The 16,894-nt window shown below is 71.9% G+C and carries 23 protein-coding genes; 15 read left to right on the forward strand and 8 right to left on the reverse strand.

Going from position 1 to position 16,894, the window contains the following annotated elements; translation table 11 throughout:
* Positions 1-49: 49 nt before the first annotated feature.
* Positions 50-814, reverse strand: a complete 765-nt coding sequence (locus UO65_RS30525) for a 3-hydroxybutyrate dehydrogenase (RefSeq protein WP_035289641.1) — start codon at positions 812-814, stop codon at positions 50-52.
* A gap of 122 nt (positions 815-936) precedes the next feature.
* Here UO65_RS30525 and UO65_RS30530 point away from each other — a divergent pair, with 122 nt between their 5' ends.
* The 9 genes from UO65_RS30530 (at position 937) to UO65_RS30570 (ending at position 6,213) form a co-directional block, all read left to right on the forward strand.
* Positions 937-1,332, forward strand: coding sequence for a TFIIB-type zinc ribbon-containing protein (locus UO65_RS30530; protein ID WP_084176398.1), 396 nt, complete (start codon positions 937-939; stop codon positions 1,330-1,332).
* Positions 1,333-1,349: 17 nt separating this feature from the next.
* Positions 1,350-1,973, forward strand: coding sequence for an AAA family ATPase (locus UO65_RS30535; RefSeq protein WP_084176408.1), 624 nt, complete (start codon positions 1,350-1,352; stop codon positions 1,971-1,973).
* 113 nt (positions 1,974-2,086) lie between these two features.
* Positions 2,087-2,533 carry a helix-turn-helix domain-containing protein gene (locus UO65_RS30540; protein WP_052022027.1) on the forward strand — a complete coding sequence of 149 codons (447 nt, stop codon included), beginning with the start codon at positions 2,087-2,089 and terminating at the stop codon, positions 2,531-2,533.
* A 4-nt stretch (positions 2,534-2,537) separates the two neighbouring features.
* Positions 2,538-3,230 (forward strand): hypothetical protein, encoded by a 693-nt coding sequence (locus UO65_RS30545; protein WP_035289650.1) that lies wholly within the window; start codon positions 2,538-2,540, stop codon positions 3,228-3,230.
* Positions 3,231-3,329: 99 nt separating this feature from the next.
* On the forward strand, positions 3,330-3,623 hold the full coding sequence (locus UO65_RS30550; protein WP_035289652.1) for a DUF2516 family protein: 294 nt from the start codon (positions 3,330-3,332) through the stop codon (positions 3,621-3,623).
* Positions 3,620-4,351: an alpha/beta hydrolase gene (locus UO65_RS30555; RefSeq protein WP_233427904.1), complete on the forward strand. Its 732-nt coding sequence runs from the start codon at positions 3,620-3,622 to the stop codon at positions 4,349-4,351. The genes UO65_RS30550 and UO65_RS30555 overlap by 4 nt, the downstream gene beginning before the upstream one ends.
* Positions 4,352-4,361: 10 nt before the next feature.
* Positions 4,362-4,910 carry a YbaK/EbsC family protein gene (locus UO65_RS30560; protein WP_035289655.1) on the forward strand — a complete coding sequence of 183 codons (549 nt, stop codon included), beginning with the start codon at positions 4,362-4,364 and terminating at the stop codon, positions 4,908-4,910.
* A gap of 99 nt (positions 4,911-5,009) precedes the next feature.
* Positions 5,010-5,699: a response regulator gene (locus UO65_RS30565; RefSeq protein WP_063936046.1), complete on the forward strand. Its 690-nt coding sequence runs from the start codon at positions 5,010-5,012 to the stop codon at positions 5,697-5,699.
* Between the two features lie 73 nt (positions 5,700-5,772).
* Positions 5,773-6,213, forward strand: coding sequence for an SRPBCC family protein (locus UO65_RS30570; protein WP_035289658.1), 441 nt, complete (start codon positions 5,773-5,775; stop codon positions 6,211-6,213).
* Positions 6,214-6,420: 207 nt separating this feature from the next.
* On the opposite strand, the gene purU is transcribed toward UO65_RS30570, so the two are convergent.
* Positions 6,421-7,296: a formyltetrahydrofolate deformylase gene (gene purU, locus UO65_RS30575; protein ID WP_035289661.1), complete on the reverse strand. Its 876-nt coding sequence runs from the start codon at positions 7,294-7,296 to the stop codon at positions 6,421-6,423.
* A 314-nt stretch (positions 7,297-7,610) separates the two neighbouring features.
* Here purU and UO65_RS33870 point away from each other — a divergent pair, with 314 nt between their 5' ends.
* On the forward strand, positions 7,611-8,441 hold the full coding sequence (locus tag UO65_RS33870; RefSeq protein ID WP_052022028.1) for a helix-turn-helix domain-containing protein: 831 nt from the start codon (positions 7,611-7,613) through the stop codon (positions 8,439-8,441).
* Between the two features lie 2 nt (positions 8,442-8,443).
* Positions 8,444-8,599, forward strand: a complete 156-nt coding sequence (locus UO65_RS35240) for a DUF397 domain-containing protein (RefSeq protein ID WP_084176400.1) — start codon at positions 8,444-8,446, stop codon at positions 8,597-8,599.
* Between the two features lie 72 nt (positions 8,600-8,671).
* On the opposite strand, the gene UO65_RS35245 is transcribed toward UO65_RS35240, so the two are convergent.
* Genes UO65_RS35245 through UO65_RS30600 form a run of 5 tightly spaced genes read right to left on the reverse strand, consistent with a single transcriptional unit; the run spans position 8,672 to position 11,900 of the window.
* The gene (locus tag UO65_RS35245; RefSeq protein WP_152552362.1) at positions 8,672-9,244 is read right to left on the reverse strand and encodes a DUF3558 domain-containing protein; all 573 of its coding nucleotides are present in this window, start codon (positions 9,242-9,244) and stop codon (positions 8,672-8,674) included.
* A 5-nt stretch (positions 9,245-9,249) separates the two neighbouring features.
* Positions 9,250-9,690 (reverse strand): hypothetical protein, encoded by a 441-nt coding sequence (locus UO65_RS30585; protein ID WP_035289664.1) that lies wholly within the window; start codon positions 9,688-9,690, stop codon positions 9,250-9,252.
* 54 nt (positions 9,691-9,744) lie between these two features.
* Positions 9,745-10,515, reverse strand: coding sequence for a MerR family transcriptional regulator (locus tag UO65_RS30590; protein ID WP_084176402.1), 771 nt, complete (start codon positions 10,513-10,515; stop codon positions 9,745-9,747).
* A gap of 54 nt (positions 10,516-10,569) precedes the next feature.
* On the reverse strand, positions 10,570-11,397 hold the full coding sequence (locus UO65_RS30595) for a hypothetical protein (RefSeq protein ID WP_035289667.1): 828 nt from the start codon (positions 11,395-11,397) through the stop codon (positions 10,570-10,572).
* The gene (locus UO65_RS30600) at positions 11,397-11,900 is read right to left on the reverse strand and encodes a DUF2505 domain-containing protein (RefSeq protein ID WP_035289670.1); all 504 of its coding nucleotides are present in this window, start codon (positions 11,898-11,900) and stop codon (positions 11,397-11,399) included. Before UO65_RS30600 ends, UO65_RS30595 begins: the two co-directional genes overlap by 1 nt.
* A 25-nt stretch (positions 11,901-11,925) precedes the next feature.
* Here UO65_RS30600 and UO65_RS30605 point away from each other — a divergent pair, with 25 nt between their 5' ends.
* Positions 11,926-13,032 carry a UDP-N-acetylmuramate dehydrogenase gene (locus tag UO65_RS30605; protein WP_035289672.1) on the forward strand — a complete coding sequence of 369 codons (1,107 nt, stop codon included), beginning with the start codon at positions 11,926-11,928 and terminating at the stop codon, positions 13,030-13,032.
* 10 nt (positions 13,033-13,042) lie between these two features.
* On the forward strand, positions 13,043-14,071 hold the full coding sequence (locus tag UO65_RS30610; protein WP_063936047.1) for a threonine ammonia-lyase: 1,029 nt from the start codon (positions 13,043-13,045) through the stop codon (positions 14,069-14,071).
* On the opposite strand, the gene UO65_RS30615 is transcribed toward UO65_RS30610, so the two are convergent.
* Positions 14,019-14,756 (reverse strand): SDR family NAD(P)-dependent oxidoreductase, encoded by a 738-nt coding sequence (locus UO65_RS30615; RefSeq protein WP_035289675.1) that lies wholly within the window; start codon positions 14,754-14,756, stop codon positions 14,019-14,021. The genes UO65_RS30610 and UO65_RS30615 overlap by 53 nt on opposite strands.
* Before the next feature lie 173 nt (positions 14,757-14,929).
* Between UO65_RS30615 and UO65_RS30620 the strand changes: the two genes are divergently transcribed.
* Both UO65_RS30620 and UO65_RS30625 read left to right on the forward strand, forming a co-directional pair.
* Positions 14,930-16,090 (forward strand): L,D-transpeptidase, encoded by a 1,161-nt coding sequence (locus UO65_RS30620; protein WP_035289739.1) that lies wholly within the window; start codon positions 14,930-14,932, stop codon positions 16,088-16,090.
* Positions 16,087-16,890 (forward strand): alpha/beta fold hydrolase, encoded by an 804-nt coding sequence (locus UO65_RS30625; RefSeq protein WP_035289678.1) that lies wholly within the window; start codon positions 16,087-16,089, stop codon positions 16,888-16,890. The genes UO65_RS30620 and UO65_RS30625 overlap by 4 nt, the downstream gene beginning before the upstream one ends.
* Positions 16,891-16,894: the final 4 nt, after the last annotated feature.

Genomic DNA, 16,894 nt, shown 5'->3' on the forward strand with positions numbered 1-16,894 from the left:
GGGACGATGCCGGGTGGGGACGAGGGGGTGGGTGGCGGGAGGGAGTGATTCAGTTGGCGGTCCAACCGCCGTCGATCGGGAGGGAAGCTCCGGTCAGGTGGGCCGCGTGCGGGCCGCACAGCCAGGCGACCAGGGCGGCGACCTCCGCCGGTTCGACCAGTTGCTTGAGCGGTGCCCGGTCCAGCAGCACCTGCTCGACCACCTCGTCCCGCTCGATGCCGTGCGCCCGGGCCTGGTCGGCGATCTGCCCGGTGACCAGCGCCGTGCGCACGTACCCGGGGCTGACGCAGTTGCTGGTCACCCCGTGCGGCGCCCCCTCCACCGCGGTGACCTTCGACAGCCCCTCCAGCGCGTGCTTGGCCGTCACGTAGGCGACCTTGTACGCGCTGGCCCGCAGCCCGTGCACGCTGGACAGGTTCACCACCCGGCCCCAGCCGCGGGCGTACATGTGCGGCAGCGACCGGCGGATCAGCAGGAACGGCGCGGTGACCATGACCCGCTGCAGGTGGGTGAACCGCTCCACCGGGAACTCGTGCAGCGGTGCCACGTGCTGCAACCCGGCGTTGTTGACCAGGACGTCGACCTCGGCGGGCAGCCGGTCGACCGCCGGGGGGTCGGACAGGTCCGCGGTGTGCGCCCACCCGCCGACCTCCTCCGCCGCCGCGGCGGCCCCGGCGGCGTCCACGTCGACCACGTGCACCTTCGCCCCGGCGGCGGCGAGCGCCCGCACGCACGCCAGGCCGATGCCGCTCGCGCCGCCGGTGACCAGGGCCGTGCGCCCGGCCAGGGGGTTGTGATCCGGACCACTCGTCATGCGTCCACGGTAGGAGCGGGGGGTGCCCGCGGACCATGTGCGCCCGCACCACAAGCCGGGGGTTCGCCGTGTTCGTGTCGCACATGCGGACATGCGCATGGTCAAGTGCGTAGGCTGGCCCCGTGATTTGTCCGAAGTGTCAGAACGTGATGCACACGGTCGAGCGGCGGGGCGTGCACATCGAGCAGTGCACCGGTTGCCGGGGGATCTTCCTCGACCACGGGGAGCTGGAGCAGATGGCGGTGGCCGAGCAGCGCCACTACGCCGCTCCGCCGGCTTCGTACCAGCCGGGTGCGCCCGCGGGCCCGTACCCGCCCGCCGGGCCGTACCCGCCCGCTGGGGGCCACTACCCGGCGCAGCCGCACCAGCCGCACTACCGGGATTCGCCCCCCGGGTACCGGGACTCGCCCCCCGGCTACGGGCACGGCGGCTACCGCGACTCGCCTCCCGGGTACGGGCACGGCGGCTACGGGCACAAGAAGCGCCGCAAGAGCTTCCTCGAGGACCTCTTCGACTGAGTTCCGCCGTGAACCCGATGATCTGCGCGGCCTGCGGCGAGTGGGCCGACGCACCCCGGGTGGACGGGAGCGGGGACGCCGCGTTCCTCGTGTGTGACCGGTGCGGGCACCGGGAGCCGTTCCGCAGGCTCCCGGTGTTCGCCCTGACCGGTCCCAGCGGAACCGGCAAGTCCACCGTGTGCCGCCGCCTGGGTCCGCTGCTCGGCGACCGGGCCGTGGTGCTGGAGCAGGACGTCCTGTGGGTCGGCGCGCTGCGCGACCCGGAGGACGACTTCGGCGCGTTCCGCCGCACCTGGCTGCGCCTGCTGGCCATGCTCAACCAGTCCGGCCGCCCCGCCGTGCTCTGCGGCACGGTCGCGCCCCCGCAGTTCGAGCGCAGGCCGGAGCGCGCCCTGTTCGGCGACGTGCACTACCTGGCCTTGGTCGCCGAGGACGACGTCCTGCGCGCCCGGCTGTCGGCCCGCCCCGCCTGGCGGGAGTGGCACGACGAGCGGCGCGTCGCCGACATGCTCGCGTTCAACGCCTGGATCAAGGCGAACGCCGATTCGACCGACGCCCCGATGCGCCTGCTGGACACCTCCTCGGCCAAGGTCGACGAGACGACCGCCGCCGTGGCGAAGTGGGTACTCGACCTGCTGTGAGGCCGTGGGGGTCGCCTTGTGACCGGACGCACCGCCGGGTGCAAGCTCTCCGCTTGCAGTTGCTAGCACTCGGGCGTAGCGTTGTTCCCGTCACGAGGAGGAGATGCTTTCCGATGGGCGACACCGACGGCGAGGCCAGCGCGATCGACAAGGTCGCCGACCTGGGCCGCGACATCGGTGGCTACATCAAGCAGCAGCGCGACACCGCCAAGATCTCGTTGCGCCAGCTGTCGAAGCTCGCGGGCGTCTCCAACCCGTACCTGAGCCAGATCGAACGCGGCCTGCGCAAGCCGAGCGCCGAGATCCTGCAGCAGATCGCCAAGGGACTGCGGATCTCCGCCGAGGCGCTGTACGTGCGGGCGGGAATCCTCGACCTCCCGGTCGGGGGTCCGGTGCCCGACGCCGTGCGCGCCGACACCGAGCTGACCGAGCGCCAGAAGCAGGTCCTGCTGGACGTCTACGAGAGCTTCCGGCGCGAGAACGAGAACACCCGATGGTCCACACCAGAGGAATCCGATGTGGACGGCAAGCGGACCGCGGATTCCACGAGTGAGGAGTGACGACATGACCACCACCGAGAAGCCCGCCACCGAGAAGACCACGCTGCCCGAGCCCGTCCGCACGCCGCTGCTGGCCGTGCTGGGCGCCGGTGACTACGCCGCCAAGGCCGTCGCCGAGGCGTTCGCCAGGGCCAAGGGCCGCGCGGAGAGCACCGTCGAAGAACTCCCCGGCGAGGTCGCGGGCCTGCGCGGCAAGCTGGACCCGGCCGAGCTGCGCAAGCTGGTCGACGCCTACGCCGCCGCCGCCGTCTCGCTCTACCAGAAGCTGGCCGAGCACGGCGAGGACGCGCTGGGCAAGCTGCGCGAGCAGCCCCAGGTCAAGCAGCTCGAGGACGCCCTCGCCCTGGCCCAGCTCAAGGCGGGCGACGTGGCGGGCGACGCCAGGGTGCTGACCGAGGACCTGCTGGCCAAGGTCACCCGCAAGACCCGCGCGGCGGGCGAGAAGGCCGCCAGCGTGACCGAGGACCTCACCGAGCGCACCGCCCTGGCCACCCAGGAGCTCGCCGAGGAGGTCGCCGAGGCCGTCGAGGACGCGGGCGCCGAGCTGGCGCACGAGGTGCGCACCACCTCCCGCAAGGCCGCCGACAAGGCCGACCCGGCCCGCAAGCCCGCGGCCACCACCGCCAAGCCCGCGGCCACCGGCACCGCCAAGCCCGCGACCGCCAAGCCCGCCGCGAAGCCGACCACGGACAAGTAGCCCGCGGCGATCGCGATCACCCGCCCACGACCCCCGGACCGACAGCCCGGGGGTCGTGGCGTGTGGTGGACCTGCCCGGTTCGCACGTAGGGTGGTGCTGTGCCGGTTCTCGCCTACTGGATCTTGCGGGTCATCGACTGGGCCGCCGTGCCCGTCGGTGTCTTCGCCTTCATCCACGCCCTGTTGCAGCGACCGGATGCCTATTCCGCCGCCGACCGGCTCAGCAAACCCGCCTGGCTGGGGATCACCGCCGGGGCGGTGGGCGCGCTGCTGCTGTTCAGCTTCGCGAACTCGGGCTGGTTCTTCTGGACCGCGGGCCTGGTCGCGGCGCTGGTCTACATCGTCGACGTGCGGCCCAAGCTGATCGAGGTGCAGCGCGGCCAGCGCTGGTGATCCTGGCCCGCTCGTACGGCACCGGTGACCCGCGCACCCTGGTGGTCCCCGGGCTGGGGGCCACCGCCGGTGAGGCGCGCGTCCCGGCGTCGGGCCTGCCCGGCACCCGGACCGTGCTGACGCTGCCCTCGCACGCCGACAACACCGACGCCCCGCCCGGTTACTGGCACTACGCCACCCTCGCCCGCGACGTCGCCGCCGTGCTGGGCGGCACCCGGCAGGCCGTGGGGGTCTCGCTCGGCGCCGCCGCGCTGTGCGCGCTGGTCGCCGCCGACCCGACCGCCCTCGACCGGCTGGTCCTGCTCCTGCCCGGCGCGCTGTCGAAGCCGCGCCCGGCCCCCTCGGCGGCGCTGGTCCTCGCCATGGCCGACGCCGCGGACGCGGACGACCGCGCCGGGCTCCGCGCACTGGTCGCGCCGACCGTCCCGCCCGGCACCGGCTCCTACGTCGACGACCGCACCACCGCCCTCCTGCGGCTCGGCCCGGCCCTGCGCGCCGTCGCCACCGAGGTCCCGGTACCCGACCCGGCAGCCCTGGCCGATGTCCGGGCGCAGGTCCTGGTGGTCGCCGCCACCGGCGACCCGGTGCACCCGGCCGAGGTCGCCGAGGAGGCCGCCAACGCCTTCCCGCGCGCCGAGCTGGTCCGCTACGACTCGCCCGCCCCGCTGGTCACCCACCGCCGCGAACTGCGGGCACGCCTCAGCGGCTTCCTGGGCCGCCCGGACTAACCTCGGCGCGGTGACCTGGAGCATCGCCGGAAGCCTCACCGTCGTCCCCGCCCTCGACCGCCCGGACCTGCTCGCCGAGCCGGTGGCCAAGGCCCTCACCGGGCTCGACGCCACCCGCGTCGGCGTCGCCGAGATCGACCCGGACCTGGCCGACACCGCCGAGTTCTGCGCCCACTACGGCTCCCCGCTCGCCGCGTCGGCGAACTGCGTGGTGATCCTGGGCAAGCGCGGGGACACCGAGACCATGGCCGCCTGCCTGGTGCTCGCCACCACCCGGGCCGACGTCAACGGCCTGGCCCGCAGGCACCTGGGCGTGCGCAAGGCGTCGTTCGCGCCGATGGACCGCGCGGTGGAGGGCAGCGGCATGGCCTACGGCGGCATCACCCCGATCGGCCTGCCCGCCGGGTGGCCGCTGCTGGTGGACGCTGCCGTGGCCACCGCCCCGGAGCTGGTGATCGGCAGCGGGGTGCGCGGCAGCAAGCTGCTGGTGCCCGGCGACCTGCTCGCCGGGTTGTCGTCGGCCGAGGTGGTCGAGGGGCTGGGCCGTCCGGTCGGGTGACGTCGGCGGGAACCTACCTTCGTCGGTTGCCCCGATATGCCGGTTTCCGGTCCCATTTCCCCTGACGGTCGGTGGAGCGGGCCCAGGGAGGCTGCGGAGATGACCATGCAGGTCGAGGGTGGGCCGGAGGCGGCGAGAGCCACCATCCGCGTGGGCGTCGTCGACGACGAGGCCATGGCCAGGGCGTTCGTCACCAAGATCCTCGGCGCCGCGCCCGACGTCACCGTGGTCGCCGAGGGCGCCGACGGCACCGAGGCGCTGGAGCTGGTCCGCACCAGCTCCCTGGACGTGCTGCTGCTGGACCTGCGGATGCCGAAGATGGACGGCCTGGACACCCTGCGCGAGCTGCGCCGGGTGCCGGGCGCCCCCGCCGTGGTCGTGCTCACCACCTTCCACGCCGACCAGGCCGTGGCCACGGCGTTGCAGCTCGGCGCCAAGGGCTTCCTGCTCAAGCACGTCGACCCGGCCGAGCTGGTGCGCGCGGTCCGCGTCGCCGCCCGCGGCGGGGCGGTGCTCGACCCGACCCTGACCCACGAGCTGATGGGCCACCTGGCCAGCCACCACCTCGACCGGATCGGCGCGGCCACCGAGGTCGCCCGCCTGTCGGCCCGCCTGCGCGACGTGCTCAAGCTGGTCGGCATGGGGCGCAGCAACGGCGAGATCGCCGAGGCGCTGCGGCTGTCGGACTCCACCGTCCGCGGCTACGTCTCGGAGATCCTGGCCGCCACCGGCTGCGCCAACCGGGTCACCGCCGCCGTCCTGGCCCAGCGGGCAGGCCTGCTCGACTGAGGTCCCCGAGCCCAACCGGAGAATGGCGTTATCTGAAAACCGGCGCACTGCCGAACCGGTAACCTCACGACCCATGAACCAGGTCCAAGCGGTCACCTCGCGCAGCTTCGCCGCGCCCGTCGACGCGGTCCGCGCCGCCGTCGCCGACTACACCGGCACCCGTTCGAAGATCCTCCCCGCGAACTACAGCGAGTACGAGGTCCGCGAGGGCGGCACCGGCGCGGGCACGGTCGTGCACTGGAAGTTGCAGGCCACCAAGAAGCGCGTCCGCGACTGCCTGCTCGACGTGACCGAACCGCAGCCCGGCACCCTGGTCGAGGCCGACCGCAACTCCACGCTGGTCACCACCTGGACCGTCGACGGCTCCGCCGACGCGGCGTCGGTGCGCGTCGCCACCACCTGGGAGGGCGCCAACGGGATCGGCGGCTTCTTCGAGCGCACCTTCGCCCCCGCGGGCTTGCGCACCATCCACGACGAACTGCTCGCCAACCTGGCCAAGCACCTCAACGCCTGAGGCGCGAGCACGGGAAGTGCCGTCAGGGGCGGGAAACCCGCTCCTGACGGCACTCGGTCAGACCCACTCCCGATCGGTCGGTTGTGGATGGTCGATGGTGATCCTGTTCTGCTCCCCCTTGGTCATGGGGAAGACGATGCCCCGTCGATGCCGCCCCGGGCAACCGATATATGCGTGAACCGCAACGGTTCGCGCGGCGGCTCCCGGTCAGAGGATGACGGTCTTGTTGCCGTGCAACAGGATTCGGCTCTCCAGGTGCGCGCGCAGCCCGCGCGCCAGCACGACCTTCTCGATGTCGCGGCCCTTGCGCACCATGTCCACCACCGAGTCCCGGTGGTCGACCCGGATCACGTCCTGCTCCACGATCGGCCCGGCGTCCAGCTCGGCGGTCACGTAGTGGCAGGTGGCCCCGATCAGCTTCACCCCGCGCCGGTGCGCCTGGTGGTAGGGCCGGGCGCCGACGAACGACGGCAGGAAGCTGTGGTGGATGTTGAGCGCCTTGCCCGCCCAGTCCGCGCACAACTCCGGCGGCAGCACCTGCATGAACCGCGCCAGCACCACCGCGTCCGGCTTGGCCGCGTCCACGAGCTGGCGCAACTGCGCGAACGCCGCCCGCTTCCCCTCCGGCTCGCAGGCGGGGAAGGGCACGTGGTGGAACGGGATGCCGTGCGCGCGGGTGATCGCGGCCAGGTCGGTGTGGTTGCCCACGACCGCCCGCACGTCCACGTCCAGCTCACCGCTCTGCACCCGGCCGAGCAGGTCGTAGAGGCAGTGCCCCTCCTTGGACACCAGGATGACCACCCGGCGGCGGCCCCCGGTGTCGGTCACCGACCAGTCCGACTGCGCGTGCAGCCCGCGCGCCACCGCCCCGAACCGCTCCCGCAGCTCGGCGACGTCGAAGGGCAGCGAGTCCGCCCGCACCTCCTGGCGGGTGAAGAACCAGTTGGTCTCGGGGTCGGTGTGGTAGGCGGCCTCGACGATCCACCCGCCTGCCTCGGCGAGGAATCCGGCGATGGCGGCGACGATGCCGGTCCGGTCTGGGCAGGCCAGGCGGATCACGTAGCGGCGTTCGGTTGTGGGCACGCCCCGATTGTGGCAGCCACCGTCCACAAGCGCGCCCCGCTCGCGGCGTTGTCAGCGCCCCCCGAGGTCGGCCATCAGCGAGCGGTCACCGCTCCTGTTGTGAACCCCCAGCCTCTGATCGGGTGAATCGGCGGCTCGATCGGCCCGGACAACCGTTGTGGCGCAGTGGTTCCTCCTATTCTGGTCGTGTTCCGCATGGTGCAACTCCGATTCGACGCCGGGTGTCTGCCGATGACCGCCCCGCCGGATGCGTCCCACACTGTAAAATCCCGGCAACGGCGCACGTGTGTCCTTGCGGGGGTGGAAAGGAAGACGTGTCCGGTCAGAGGAAGAACCCACAGGCGCGCGACCGCACCATCGGCGCCCAGCTCAAGGCTGTCCGCCTGGAGCAGACCCCGCTGAACCTGGAGGCCGCCGCCCGGGCCATCGGCTGGTCGACGGCGACCCTGAGCCGCACCGAGAACGGCAAGCGGCACATCACCAGCGAGGACGTCGCCATGGTCCTGGCCGTCTACGGCGTGCCCATGACCCAGCGCGGGGAGCTGATCGAAAGCGCCCGAGCGGGCGTGCAGGCCGGTTGGTGGTCCCGCCCCCTTCCCGGCGTGTTCCCCGACGTGGGCACCCTGGCCAGCTACGAGGCTTCGGCCAGGGCGATCACGAACTGGTCGCTCAACTTCATCCCCGGGCTGCTGCAAACCGAGCGGTACGCCACGGACCTGATGATCGAGGACGGCGTCGACCCCCACGACGCCGAGATGCGCTGGCTCGCCCGCTTGCGGCGGCAGGCGGTGTTGCCCACCGTCGACTACGTGGCCTTTCTCCACGAAGCCGCGTTGTACATGCCGTTCGGCGGCGTCGATGCGCTCCGGGAGCAGTTGGGCCACCTGGTCCAAGCCTCCACCCGAGGCCACGCTGTCCGCATCGTGCGCGGACGGGTGCCGCACCGATTGCTGCTGCACCCGTGGCTGCTGATGCACTTCCCCGACGCACCCCCGGTGCTGAATGTCGAGCTGCACGGCAGCAGTGTCTACCTGCACGACGATGAGGTGGACAGCTACGAGAACATGCGCTCCGCGCTCGATCGTCTGGCCCTGTCGACTGCGGAAAGCCGCAGTATGATCGAACAACTACGAGAAAGGGTGTGATCATGGAGTGGCGCAAGTCATCCCGTTCCGGCAGCACCGGTGACTGTGTCGAGCTGCGGCAGGACCTCGCAGCCGTGCGGGACAGCAAGCGCCCCGGCGTCACCCTCCCCGTGACCCGGTCCGCCGTCCGCGAGCTGATCACCCGCCTCGCCCGCTGACCCACCGCCCCAAACGAGCCGGGTTGGGTCACCCCGCCACGGTGACCCAACCCGGCTTGAGCGCAGGCATTGTCAGGGCAGTTCCGGTTCGACCAGCTTGGCAGCGTCCAGCACCTTGGGACAGATGACTTCGGGCGGCATCCCACCGCCTGCCCCGGAGCCCAGTACGTCCACTCGTGAGGTCGCGGTCAGTTCGAGTGATACCGCACACGAGGAGCTGGTTGCAGTTCCATGCCATTGGATTGCTCGGTGATCCCCTATTGTCAGCGGTTCTTTCTCGCTGGTGGAGGTTACTTTGTCGATACCGAGCTTGGGAAAGACGGCCACCGCTAAAGTGTAACTTTCCGCTCCCGTTTCTTTGGCGACCTTCCACTGGCAGAGTTTTGCACTTCTGGTTTCGTCGGGTTCTGCTGGCCCTGTCACGCCAAGTGCGGTTTTGGTGGCTGGAGTGAACAGGACGCACGGGTCGAGCGTGTCTGCCCCCTCATCTGAGGTGGGTGGTTGTGATGGGGATGTGGTTGCCTGATCGGATTTGTTCGGTTCCGCCGTCGCAGCAGTGGGATTGCCTGGTGTCTGCGTGGAGCACGCCGTGATCATGCCAAGGGCAAGTATGGCGAGAACCGCACCGATACGGGTGAGTTTCACGATGGTCACTCCTCTGGTGCGAGTTGCCTGGCCGTGTCTTCGTCGACATGGCGGTAGTTGCTCATCGCCACCTTGATGGCCGCCTCGGCCTTGACCAGCGTCTCTTGAAGGGCGGTGAGTTGGGTCAGAAAGCCCTGGTGGTCGGTGGCCACCTGATGAACATACGGCTTCATCACCGTGGAGGCGTTGCTGCCACCGAGCATAGGCTCTTGGCCCAGGACAAGGCGCAGGTTTTGCTGCTTTTCCAGCCAGTCGAGCAACTTGCGGATGGCGGCCAGCAGGGCGTTGCCGCCGTGCTCGTTGACCGCGAACTGGCCTGCCGCTGCCGCGCCCACGAGTGCGTTCATGGACGCGCCGATTTGCTCCAGTGACGCGTTGCTGCCCTCATCGATGTACACCATGCCCCCCGCCGTGCCTGTGGTGACGATGCGTTGACAGGTGGTCACTCTAGGAGCTGTAGGGGTGGTGTGTCTCGGGTTTGAAACAACCCCGGCGAGCCGCTAGTCCAGGTTGGCGTCCGCGTAGACGACCATCGCCGAGCGCAAGTACTCCGCCAGGCGCGGGTCGGTCTTGTCGAACTTGACCCGAAACTTCGGGTCGTCGGCGTACACGTTGGCCAACCCCTTGTATGACTCCCGGTTCGGCACCCAGTTGCCCTGGAGCCACCGGTGGTGTCCGGCGATCGTCTCCTGCACGGCCGGGTCGTCCGGTGCCCGGTTCGCGTCGATGTGCCCGATCAGCGTTTCCAGCGCGGCGACCCAGACCTTGCCCTGTTCGCGCATCCAGTCCTGGCCCTTGGTGCGGTATTCGGCGTTCGCCGCGTCCACGTGCTCGGCGCCCCAGCGCTTCCGCGCTTCGGCCTGCAACGCCTCCTGCTTTTCCGGGTCGAAGCCCTCGAACCAGTGCGCCACGGATGTCGTTGTCATCTCAGCGTTCCTCTCCACCTCGGTGATCGTGCGGGAGACGGTTCGCGCGAGCCGGTCGAACCGGTCTCGCTCGGCCAGGAGTCGGTCGCGGTGTTGGCGCAGGGCCACCACCTGGTCCTTCTCGCGGTCGACGATCTCGGCGATCGCGTCCAGGCCGAGCCCCAGTTCGCGCAGGAGCAGGATTTCCTGCAACCGCAGCACCTGTTCCCGCTCGTAGTAGCGGTAGCCGTTGTGGCCCACGAACGCGGGCGGCAGCAGACCGATGTCGTCATAGTGCCGCAGCGTTCGGGAGGTCACCTTCGCCATTCGCGCCACCTGTTGGATCGACCAGGCCACCGCGCTCATCTCCCCGTCATCTCGCTGACCCGGTCAACGGTAGAAGTTGACGCGGCGAGAAGGTCAAACCCCGTTTTCGGCGGGGGCCACCGCCGCCCAGTCCAGCGTGACCTCGCCCAGGCGCCAGCGCCTGCGGTCGTCGAGGACCGGCCAGCCCTCGGCGGCCAGCAGGCGCGCCGACTCCACCCAGCGGGCGCGCGGGCCGAACGGGGCGAACGCCGCCGCGGTGGCCCAGCAGGCGTCCAGGGCGGCGAGCAGGTCGTGCACCCGCTCGCCGGGCACGTTGCGGTGGATCAGCGCCTTCGGCAGGCGCTCGGCCAGGTCGGACGGCTTCTCGATGCCCGACGGCAGGCAGGACAGGGTGAGCGTCAGCGGCCCGTCCACCGTCAGGGCCACCCAGCAGCAGCGCCTGCCGATCTCGTCGCACGTGCCCTCGACCAGCAGGCCGCCGGGGGCCAGGCGGGCGAGCATGGTGTCCCACGCCGCCGTCGATTCGGCCTCGGTGTACTGGCGCAGGACGTTGAACGCGCGCAGCAGCACCGGGCGGGCGCCCGCGAGTTCAAAGCCGCCGCGGCGGAAGTCCAGCCGGGGAGGGTCGGCGGCGGGTGCGGCGGCGGCGACCCGTTCCGGGTCGATCTCCAGGCCCAGCACGCGCACGCCCGGCTGGACCGCGCGCAGCCGGGCGGCCAGTTCCACGGTCGTCACCGGGGTGGCGCCGTAGCCGAGGTCGACGACCAGCGGGTCCGGGGTGCCCGCCAGCCGGGTGCGGACCTCGGGGGAGCCGGTGAGCCAGCGGTCGACGCGGCGCAGCCGGTTCGGGTTCGTGGTGCCCCGGGTCGGTGCGCCCAGGGCTCGCGCCCGGCCCGCGGCCAGGCGGGGTGCGCGGGCCATCAGCCGCCGTGCTCGGCCAGCCAGGCCGCGGTGAACTCCGCCTCGGCGGCCAGCAGCCTGCCGACCTGCTCGGCGATCACCGACTCGACCTTGCCGCCGACGAACGGGATGCGCACCTTCACCTCGCCCGAGGTGGTCCACACGCTGCCCGAACCGCTGTCGACCAGCGCGAACCGGCCCTTGATGTCGCCGGGGACCCCGGACACGGCGGCGGTGGTGTCCCCGGCGAAACCGGTTCCGTCCGGGCGCCAGCCCTCGGTGCGCTCGACCACCAGGTCGCCCTTGATGACCGTGCGGGCCACCGACGGCAGTCGGGCCGCGTCGACGCCCTGGCGCAGCCGGAACACCACCTCGGCGCCGCGCTCGGTGTAGTCGATCAGCCGCGCGTCCTTGCCGCCGAGCACCCGCAGGCGCTCGGCGAGGAAGTCGCGGTCGACGAACGCCGCGTGCACCGCCTTCGCGGGCACGGGGAACGCGGCACGGTGCTCGATGCGGCTCGCCATGGGCTGGAGGTTACCGTTGGCGCCCGTGACGAGCCTCCCCGTCGGTCAGCCGACCCACCCCCGCGTCCCGCTCAGCGGCTACACCACGCTGCGCCTGGGTGGACCGGCGGCGGCGTTCGTGACCGCCACCACCGCCGCCGAGGCGGTCGACGCGGTCCGCGGCGCCGACGCCGCGGGCACCCCGCTGCTGGTCCTCGGCGGCGGTTCCAACCTGGTCATCGGCGACCCGGGCTTCGACGGCACGGTCGTGCACGTCGCCCACCGCGGCACCAAGATCGACACGGCGGGTCCCGGCCGGGTCCGGCTCACCGTGGAGGCGGGCGAGGACTGGGACCACGTGGTCGCGGGCGCCGTCGAGGCGGGCCTCGGCGGCCTGGAATGCCTCTCCGGCATCCCCGGCCTGGTCGGTGCCACCCCGGTGCAGAACGTCGGGGCGTACGGGGTGGAGATCAGCCAGGTCCTCACCTGCGTCGACCTGCTCGACCGCGCCACCGGTGAGGTCCGCACCCTGGCGGTGGAGGAACTGGGCCTGGGGTACCGCACCAGCGTCCTCAAGGGCACCGACCGCGCCGTCGTCCTCCGCGCCACCTTCACCCTCAGCGACGACGGCCTGTCCATGCCGATCCGCTACACCGAGCTGGCCCGCGCCCTCGGCGTCCGCCAGGACGAGCGGGTGCCGGTCGCCGCCGCCCGCGAGGCGGTCCTGGGCCTGCGCCGGGGCAAGGGCATGGTCCTCGACCCCACCGACCACGACACCTGGAGCGCGGGCTCCTTCTTCACCAACCCGATCGTCCCGGACGCCGACGCCGACGAGGTCCTGGCCCGCATCACCGCCCGGGTCGGCCCGGACGTGCCGGTCCCGCGCTACCCGGCCAACCCGGGCGCCTCCAAGCTGTCCGCCGCCTGGCTGATCGAGCGCGCGGGCTTCACCAAGGGCTACAGCCGACCCCCGGGCCGGGCGGCGCTGTCCGGCAAGCACACCCTCGCCCTCACCAACCGCGGCGGCGCCACCACCGCCGACCTCCTCACCCTCGCCGGAACCATCCGCGACGGCGTCCACAGCACCTTCGGCGTCACCCTGCACCCGGAACCGGTCCTGGTGAACTGCTCCCTCGCCGACCACCCCGAGTAGGTCCCGCGCCGTGCGCCTCGACCTGGCCCGCATCCGCGACGCGGTGTCCGCGATCGACCCGGCGTTCCTGCGCAGCCCGCAGTTCCGGTCGTGGCCGCTCGACGCCGCCCTCGGGTGCTCGGTGACGTTGAAGGTGGAAACCCTCAACCCGGTGCGCAGCTTCAAGGGCCGCGGAACCGAACTGGTCGTCTCGCGGCTGCTGTCCGAGCGCCGGTACCCCTCGGTCGTGTGCGCCAGCGCGGGCAACTTGGGCCAGGCGCTCGCCTACAGCGGCGCGCGGCGCGGCGTGCCCGTCGCCGTCTTCGCCGCCGCGAACGCCAACCCCCTCAAGGTCGAGCGCATGCGCTCCCTGGGTGCGGCGGTGCACCTGGAGGGGGACGACATCGAACGGCCCAGGGCCCTCGCCCGCGAGTACGCCCGGACCGAGGGGGCGTTCCTGGTCGAGGACAGCCTCGACGTCGACACCTGCGAGGGCGCGGCGACGATCGCCCTGGAACTCCTCGCAGGCCCCGCGCGCCCCGACGTGCTGGTCATCGCCCTCGGCGGCGGTGCCCTGGCCAGCGGCGTCGGCTACGTGACCAGGCAGTTGTCCCCGGACACCCGGGTCATCGCGGTGCAACCGGCAGGCGCCCCCGCCATGGCGCTGTCCTGGCGGGCGCGGGCGGTGGTCAACACCGACGCCGTCGACACGATCGCCGACGGCGTCGCGGGCAGGCACCCCATCCCCGAGGTCCTCGACGACCTCCTGGAGGTCCTGGACGACGTCACCCTGGTCGACGAAGACCTCATCAAGCGCGGCATGCGCCTCCTGCTGGAGTGCGCCGGGCTCGTCGTCGAACCGTCGGCCGCCCTCGGGGTGGCGGCCGTCCTCGGGGACCCCGAGCGGTTCGCCGGGCTGGACGTGGCCACGGTCGTGTGCGGCAGCAACGTCGCCCCCGCCGACTTCCGCACCTGGACGGCGCCACCCGGCGCCCACTCGGAGCGGGTCAGCTCGGTTCGCGGTGCGCCCGGGTCGCCGACGCCTGGGCGCGGGGCTTGAGCACGATCTGGTCCAGGTTGACGTGCGCCGGGCGGGTCACCGCGAAGGCGATCACCTCGGCCACGTCGTCCGCCGTCAGCGGCTCGATGCCCTGGTAGACCGCCGCGGCCCGGTCCGCGTCGCCGTCGAAGCGGGTCAGGGAGAAGTCGGTCTCGACCATGCCGGGGAGGATTTCGGTGAAGCGGACCGGCCTGCCCAGGAGTTCGCCGCGCAGCGTGCGGTGCAGGGCCGACTGGGCGTGCTTGGCCGCCGTGTAGCCCGCGCCGCCGTCGTAGACCTCCACCGCGGCGATGGAGGTCACGGTGACCACGTGGCCGTCGCCGGAGGCGACCAGGGGCGGCAGGAGGGCCTTGGTCATCCGGAGGGTGCCCAGCACGTTGGTCTCGTACATCCAGCGCCACTGCTCGACGTCCGCCGCGTCGACGCGGTCGAGGCCCAGGGCACCGCCCGCGTTGTTCACCAGCACGTCGACCCGGTCCAACTGTCCCGCGAAGGCGTCCACCGACTCCTGCGAGGTCACGTCCAACTCCAGCGCCCGGCCGCCGACCCGCTCCGCCACCGCTTCCAGCCGGTCCAGCCTGCGGGCGCCGAGCACCACGGCGAAGCCCGCCCCGGCCAGTGCCGCCGCGGTCGCGGCCCCGATCCCGGTGCTCGCCCCGGTCACCACTGCAACACGTTTCTCCACGTCACCGATAATCCTCTCGGGGGAATTTCGTTCCCTTCCGGGGGGTTGTGAGAACTGTCACCGGGGGTGCACCCCACCGCGCCCCCACCCCGGGCGTCTTTCCCCACGGGACACGATTTCGGACTTGGAGGTCACCGGTGAGAAGCACGGCAACGAAGACCAGGAACTCGACCCTGATCGGGGCGTTGTTCTCGGTTCTCGTCCTGCTCACCGCCTGCACCTCGGAGGGGTCGGGCACGCCCGGTTCCTCCGGTGGCGGGGCGGCGGGCACGACCGCCGAAACCCCACCGGTGGCGAAGCTGACCGCCCTCCCGGCCGCCGACGCCGCGGACGTCTCGCCCGCCGCGCCGGTGCGGGTCACCGTGGCGGACGGGAAGCTCGACGAGGTGGCGCTGACCAACGCCGAGGGCAAGGCCGTCAAGGGCGAGCTGTCCGCCGACAAGCTGACCTGGACCTCCGCGGAGACCCTGGGGTACGCCAAGAAGTACACCTACGACGCGTCGGCGACCGGCAGCGACGGCAAGCAGGTGGAGCTGAAGGGCTCCTTCACCACGCTCAAGCCCGCGAAGACGCCGCGCGCCACCGTCAACCCGGCCGACAACGCCAACGTCGGCGTGGCGATGCCGATCAGCGTGAAGTTCCCCGAGGGCAAGGTCACCGACAAGGCCGCCGTGGAGAAGGCGCTCACCGTCACCACCTCGGTCCCGGTCGAGGGCTCCTGGGCGTGGCTCAACGACCAGCAGGTCGACTGGCGGCCGAAGGAGTACTGGCCCGCGGGCACCAAGGTCTCCGTCAGCGCCAAGCTCTACGGGCTGGCCTACGGCGGCGGCGCCTACGGCAAGGCCGACCTGACCAGCGACTTCACCATCGGCCGCAACCAGGTCACCAAGGTCCACACGCCCGACCACAAGCTGAACGTGTACCGCGACGGCGCGCTGGTCGCCAGCTACCCGGCCAGCAACGGCAAGGACTCCGACCCGAACCTGAACACGCCCAACGGCACCATGATCGTCATGCAGAAGGACCCGGTCGGCGACTTCTCCAACCCGCAGTACGGCTACACCAACGTGATGAAGAAGTGGGCCGTGCGGTTCTCCAACCACGGCGAGTTCATCCACGAGAACAACGACAACGCCGCCAACATCGGCAAGGCCAACACCTCGCACGGCTGCGTCAACCTGCTGGAGGCCGACGCCAAGGCCTACTTCGACAGCGCGCTGGTGGGCGACCCGGTCGAGGTCACCGGCTCCCAGGCGAACATGCCCACCACCTCCGACGTCTACGACTGGCTGATCCCGTGGGCGCAGTGGCAGAGCATGTCCGCCCTCCGGTGACCCGCACCACCGGCGGCGGGCTGTCGCTGCTGGAGCGCGGCGAGCCGGGCAGGCCCGCGATCGTGCTCCTGCACGGCTGGGCGCAGACCGGGGAGGTGTGGTCGGACGCGGTCGACGCGCTCGCCGACGAGTTCCACCTCCTGGTGCCCGACCTGCGCGGCCACGGGCGCTCCGGCGGGGTCGACGGGCCGTTCGACGACGGCCGGGTGTGGGCGGACGACCTCGCCGAGGTGATCGCCCTCGCCCGCGGCCCGGTGACCCTGGTCGGCTGGTCCTACGGCGGGTTGGTGATCACCGACTACCTGCGCTCCCGCGGCTGCGCGGGCCTGCGCGGGATCGTGCTGGTCGGTGCGCTGACCGAGATCGGCCGCGGCAACCCCGGCGGGGCGGTCGGCCCGGCCATGCGCGCCGCCCTGCCGGACGTGCTCAGCCCGGACGACGCGGTCGCCGAGCCCGCCGCCCGGGCGCTCATCACGGCCATGACCGCCGAGCCCCCCGCCCCGGGGGTCGTGGAGCGCGGGGTGGCCACCACGCTGCGCACCCCCGCCCACGTCCGGCGTGGCCTGTTCACCCGATCGGTGAGCAGCGGGGACGTCCTCGCGGGCATCACCGTGCCGACGCTGGTGCTGCACGGCGACCAGGACGCCGTGGTCGCCCCGGCCGCGGCCGAGTACGCGCTCGGGAAGATTCCGGGGGCCTCCGCGCGTTGGTTCACCCGGGTGGGGCACATGCCCTTCGCCGAGCGGGCCGCCGAGTTCACCCACGCCGTTCGCTCGCACGCGGGAGGTCGGAAGGAGTGAACGG

Origin of the sequence: Actinokineospora spheciospongiae, from assembly GCF_000564855.1 — a bacterium.
Classification (GTDB): Bacteria; Actinomycetota; Actinomycetes; order Mycobacteriales; family Pseudonocardiaceae; genus Actinokineospora; species Actinokineospora spheciospongiae.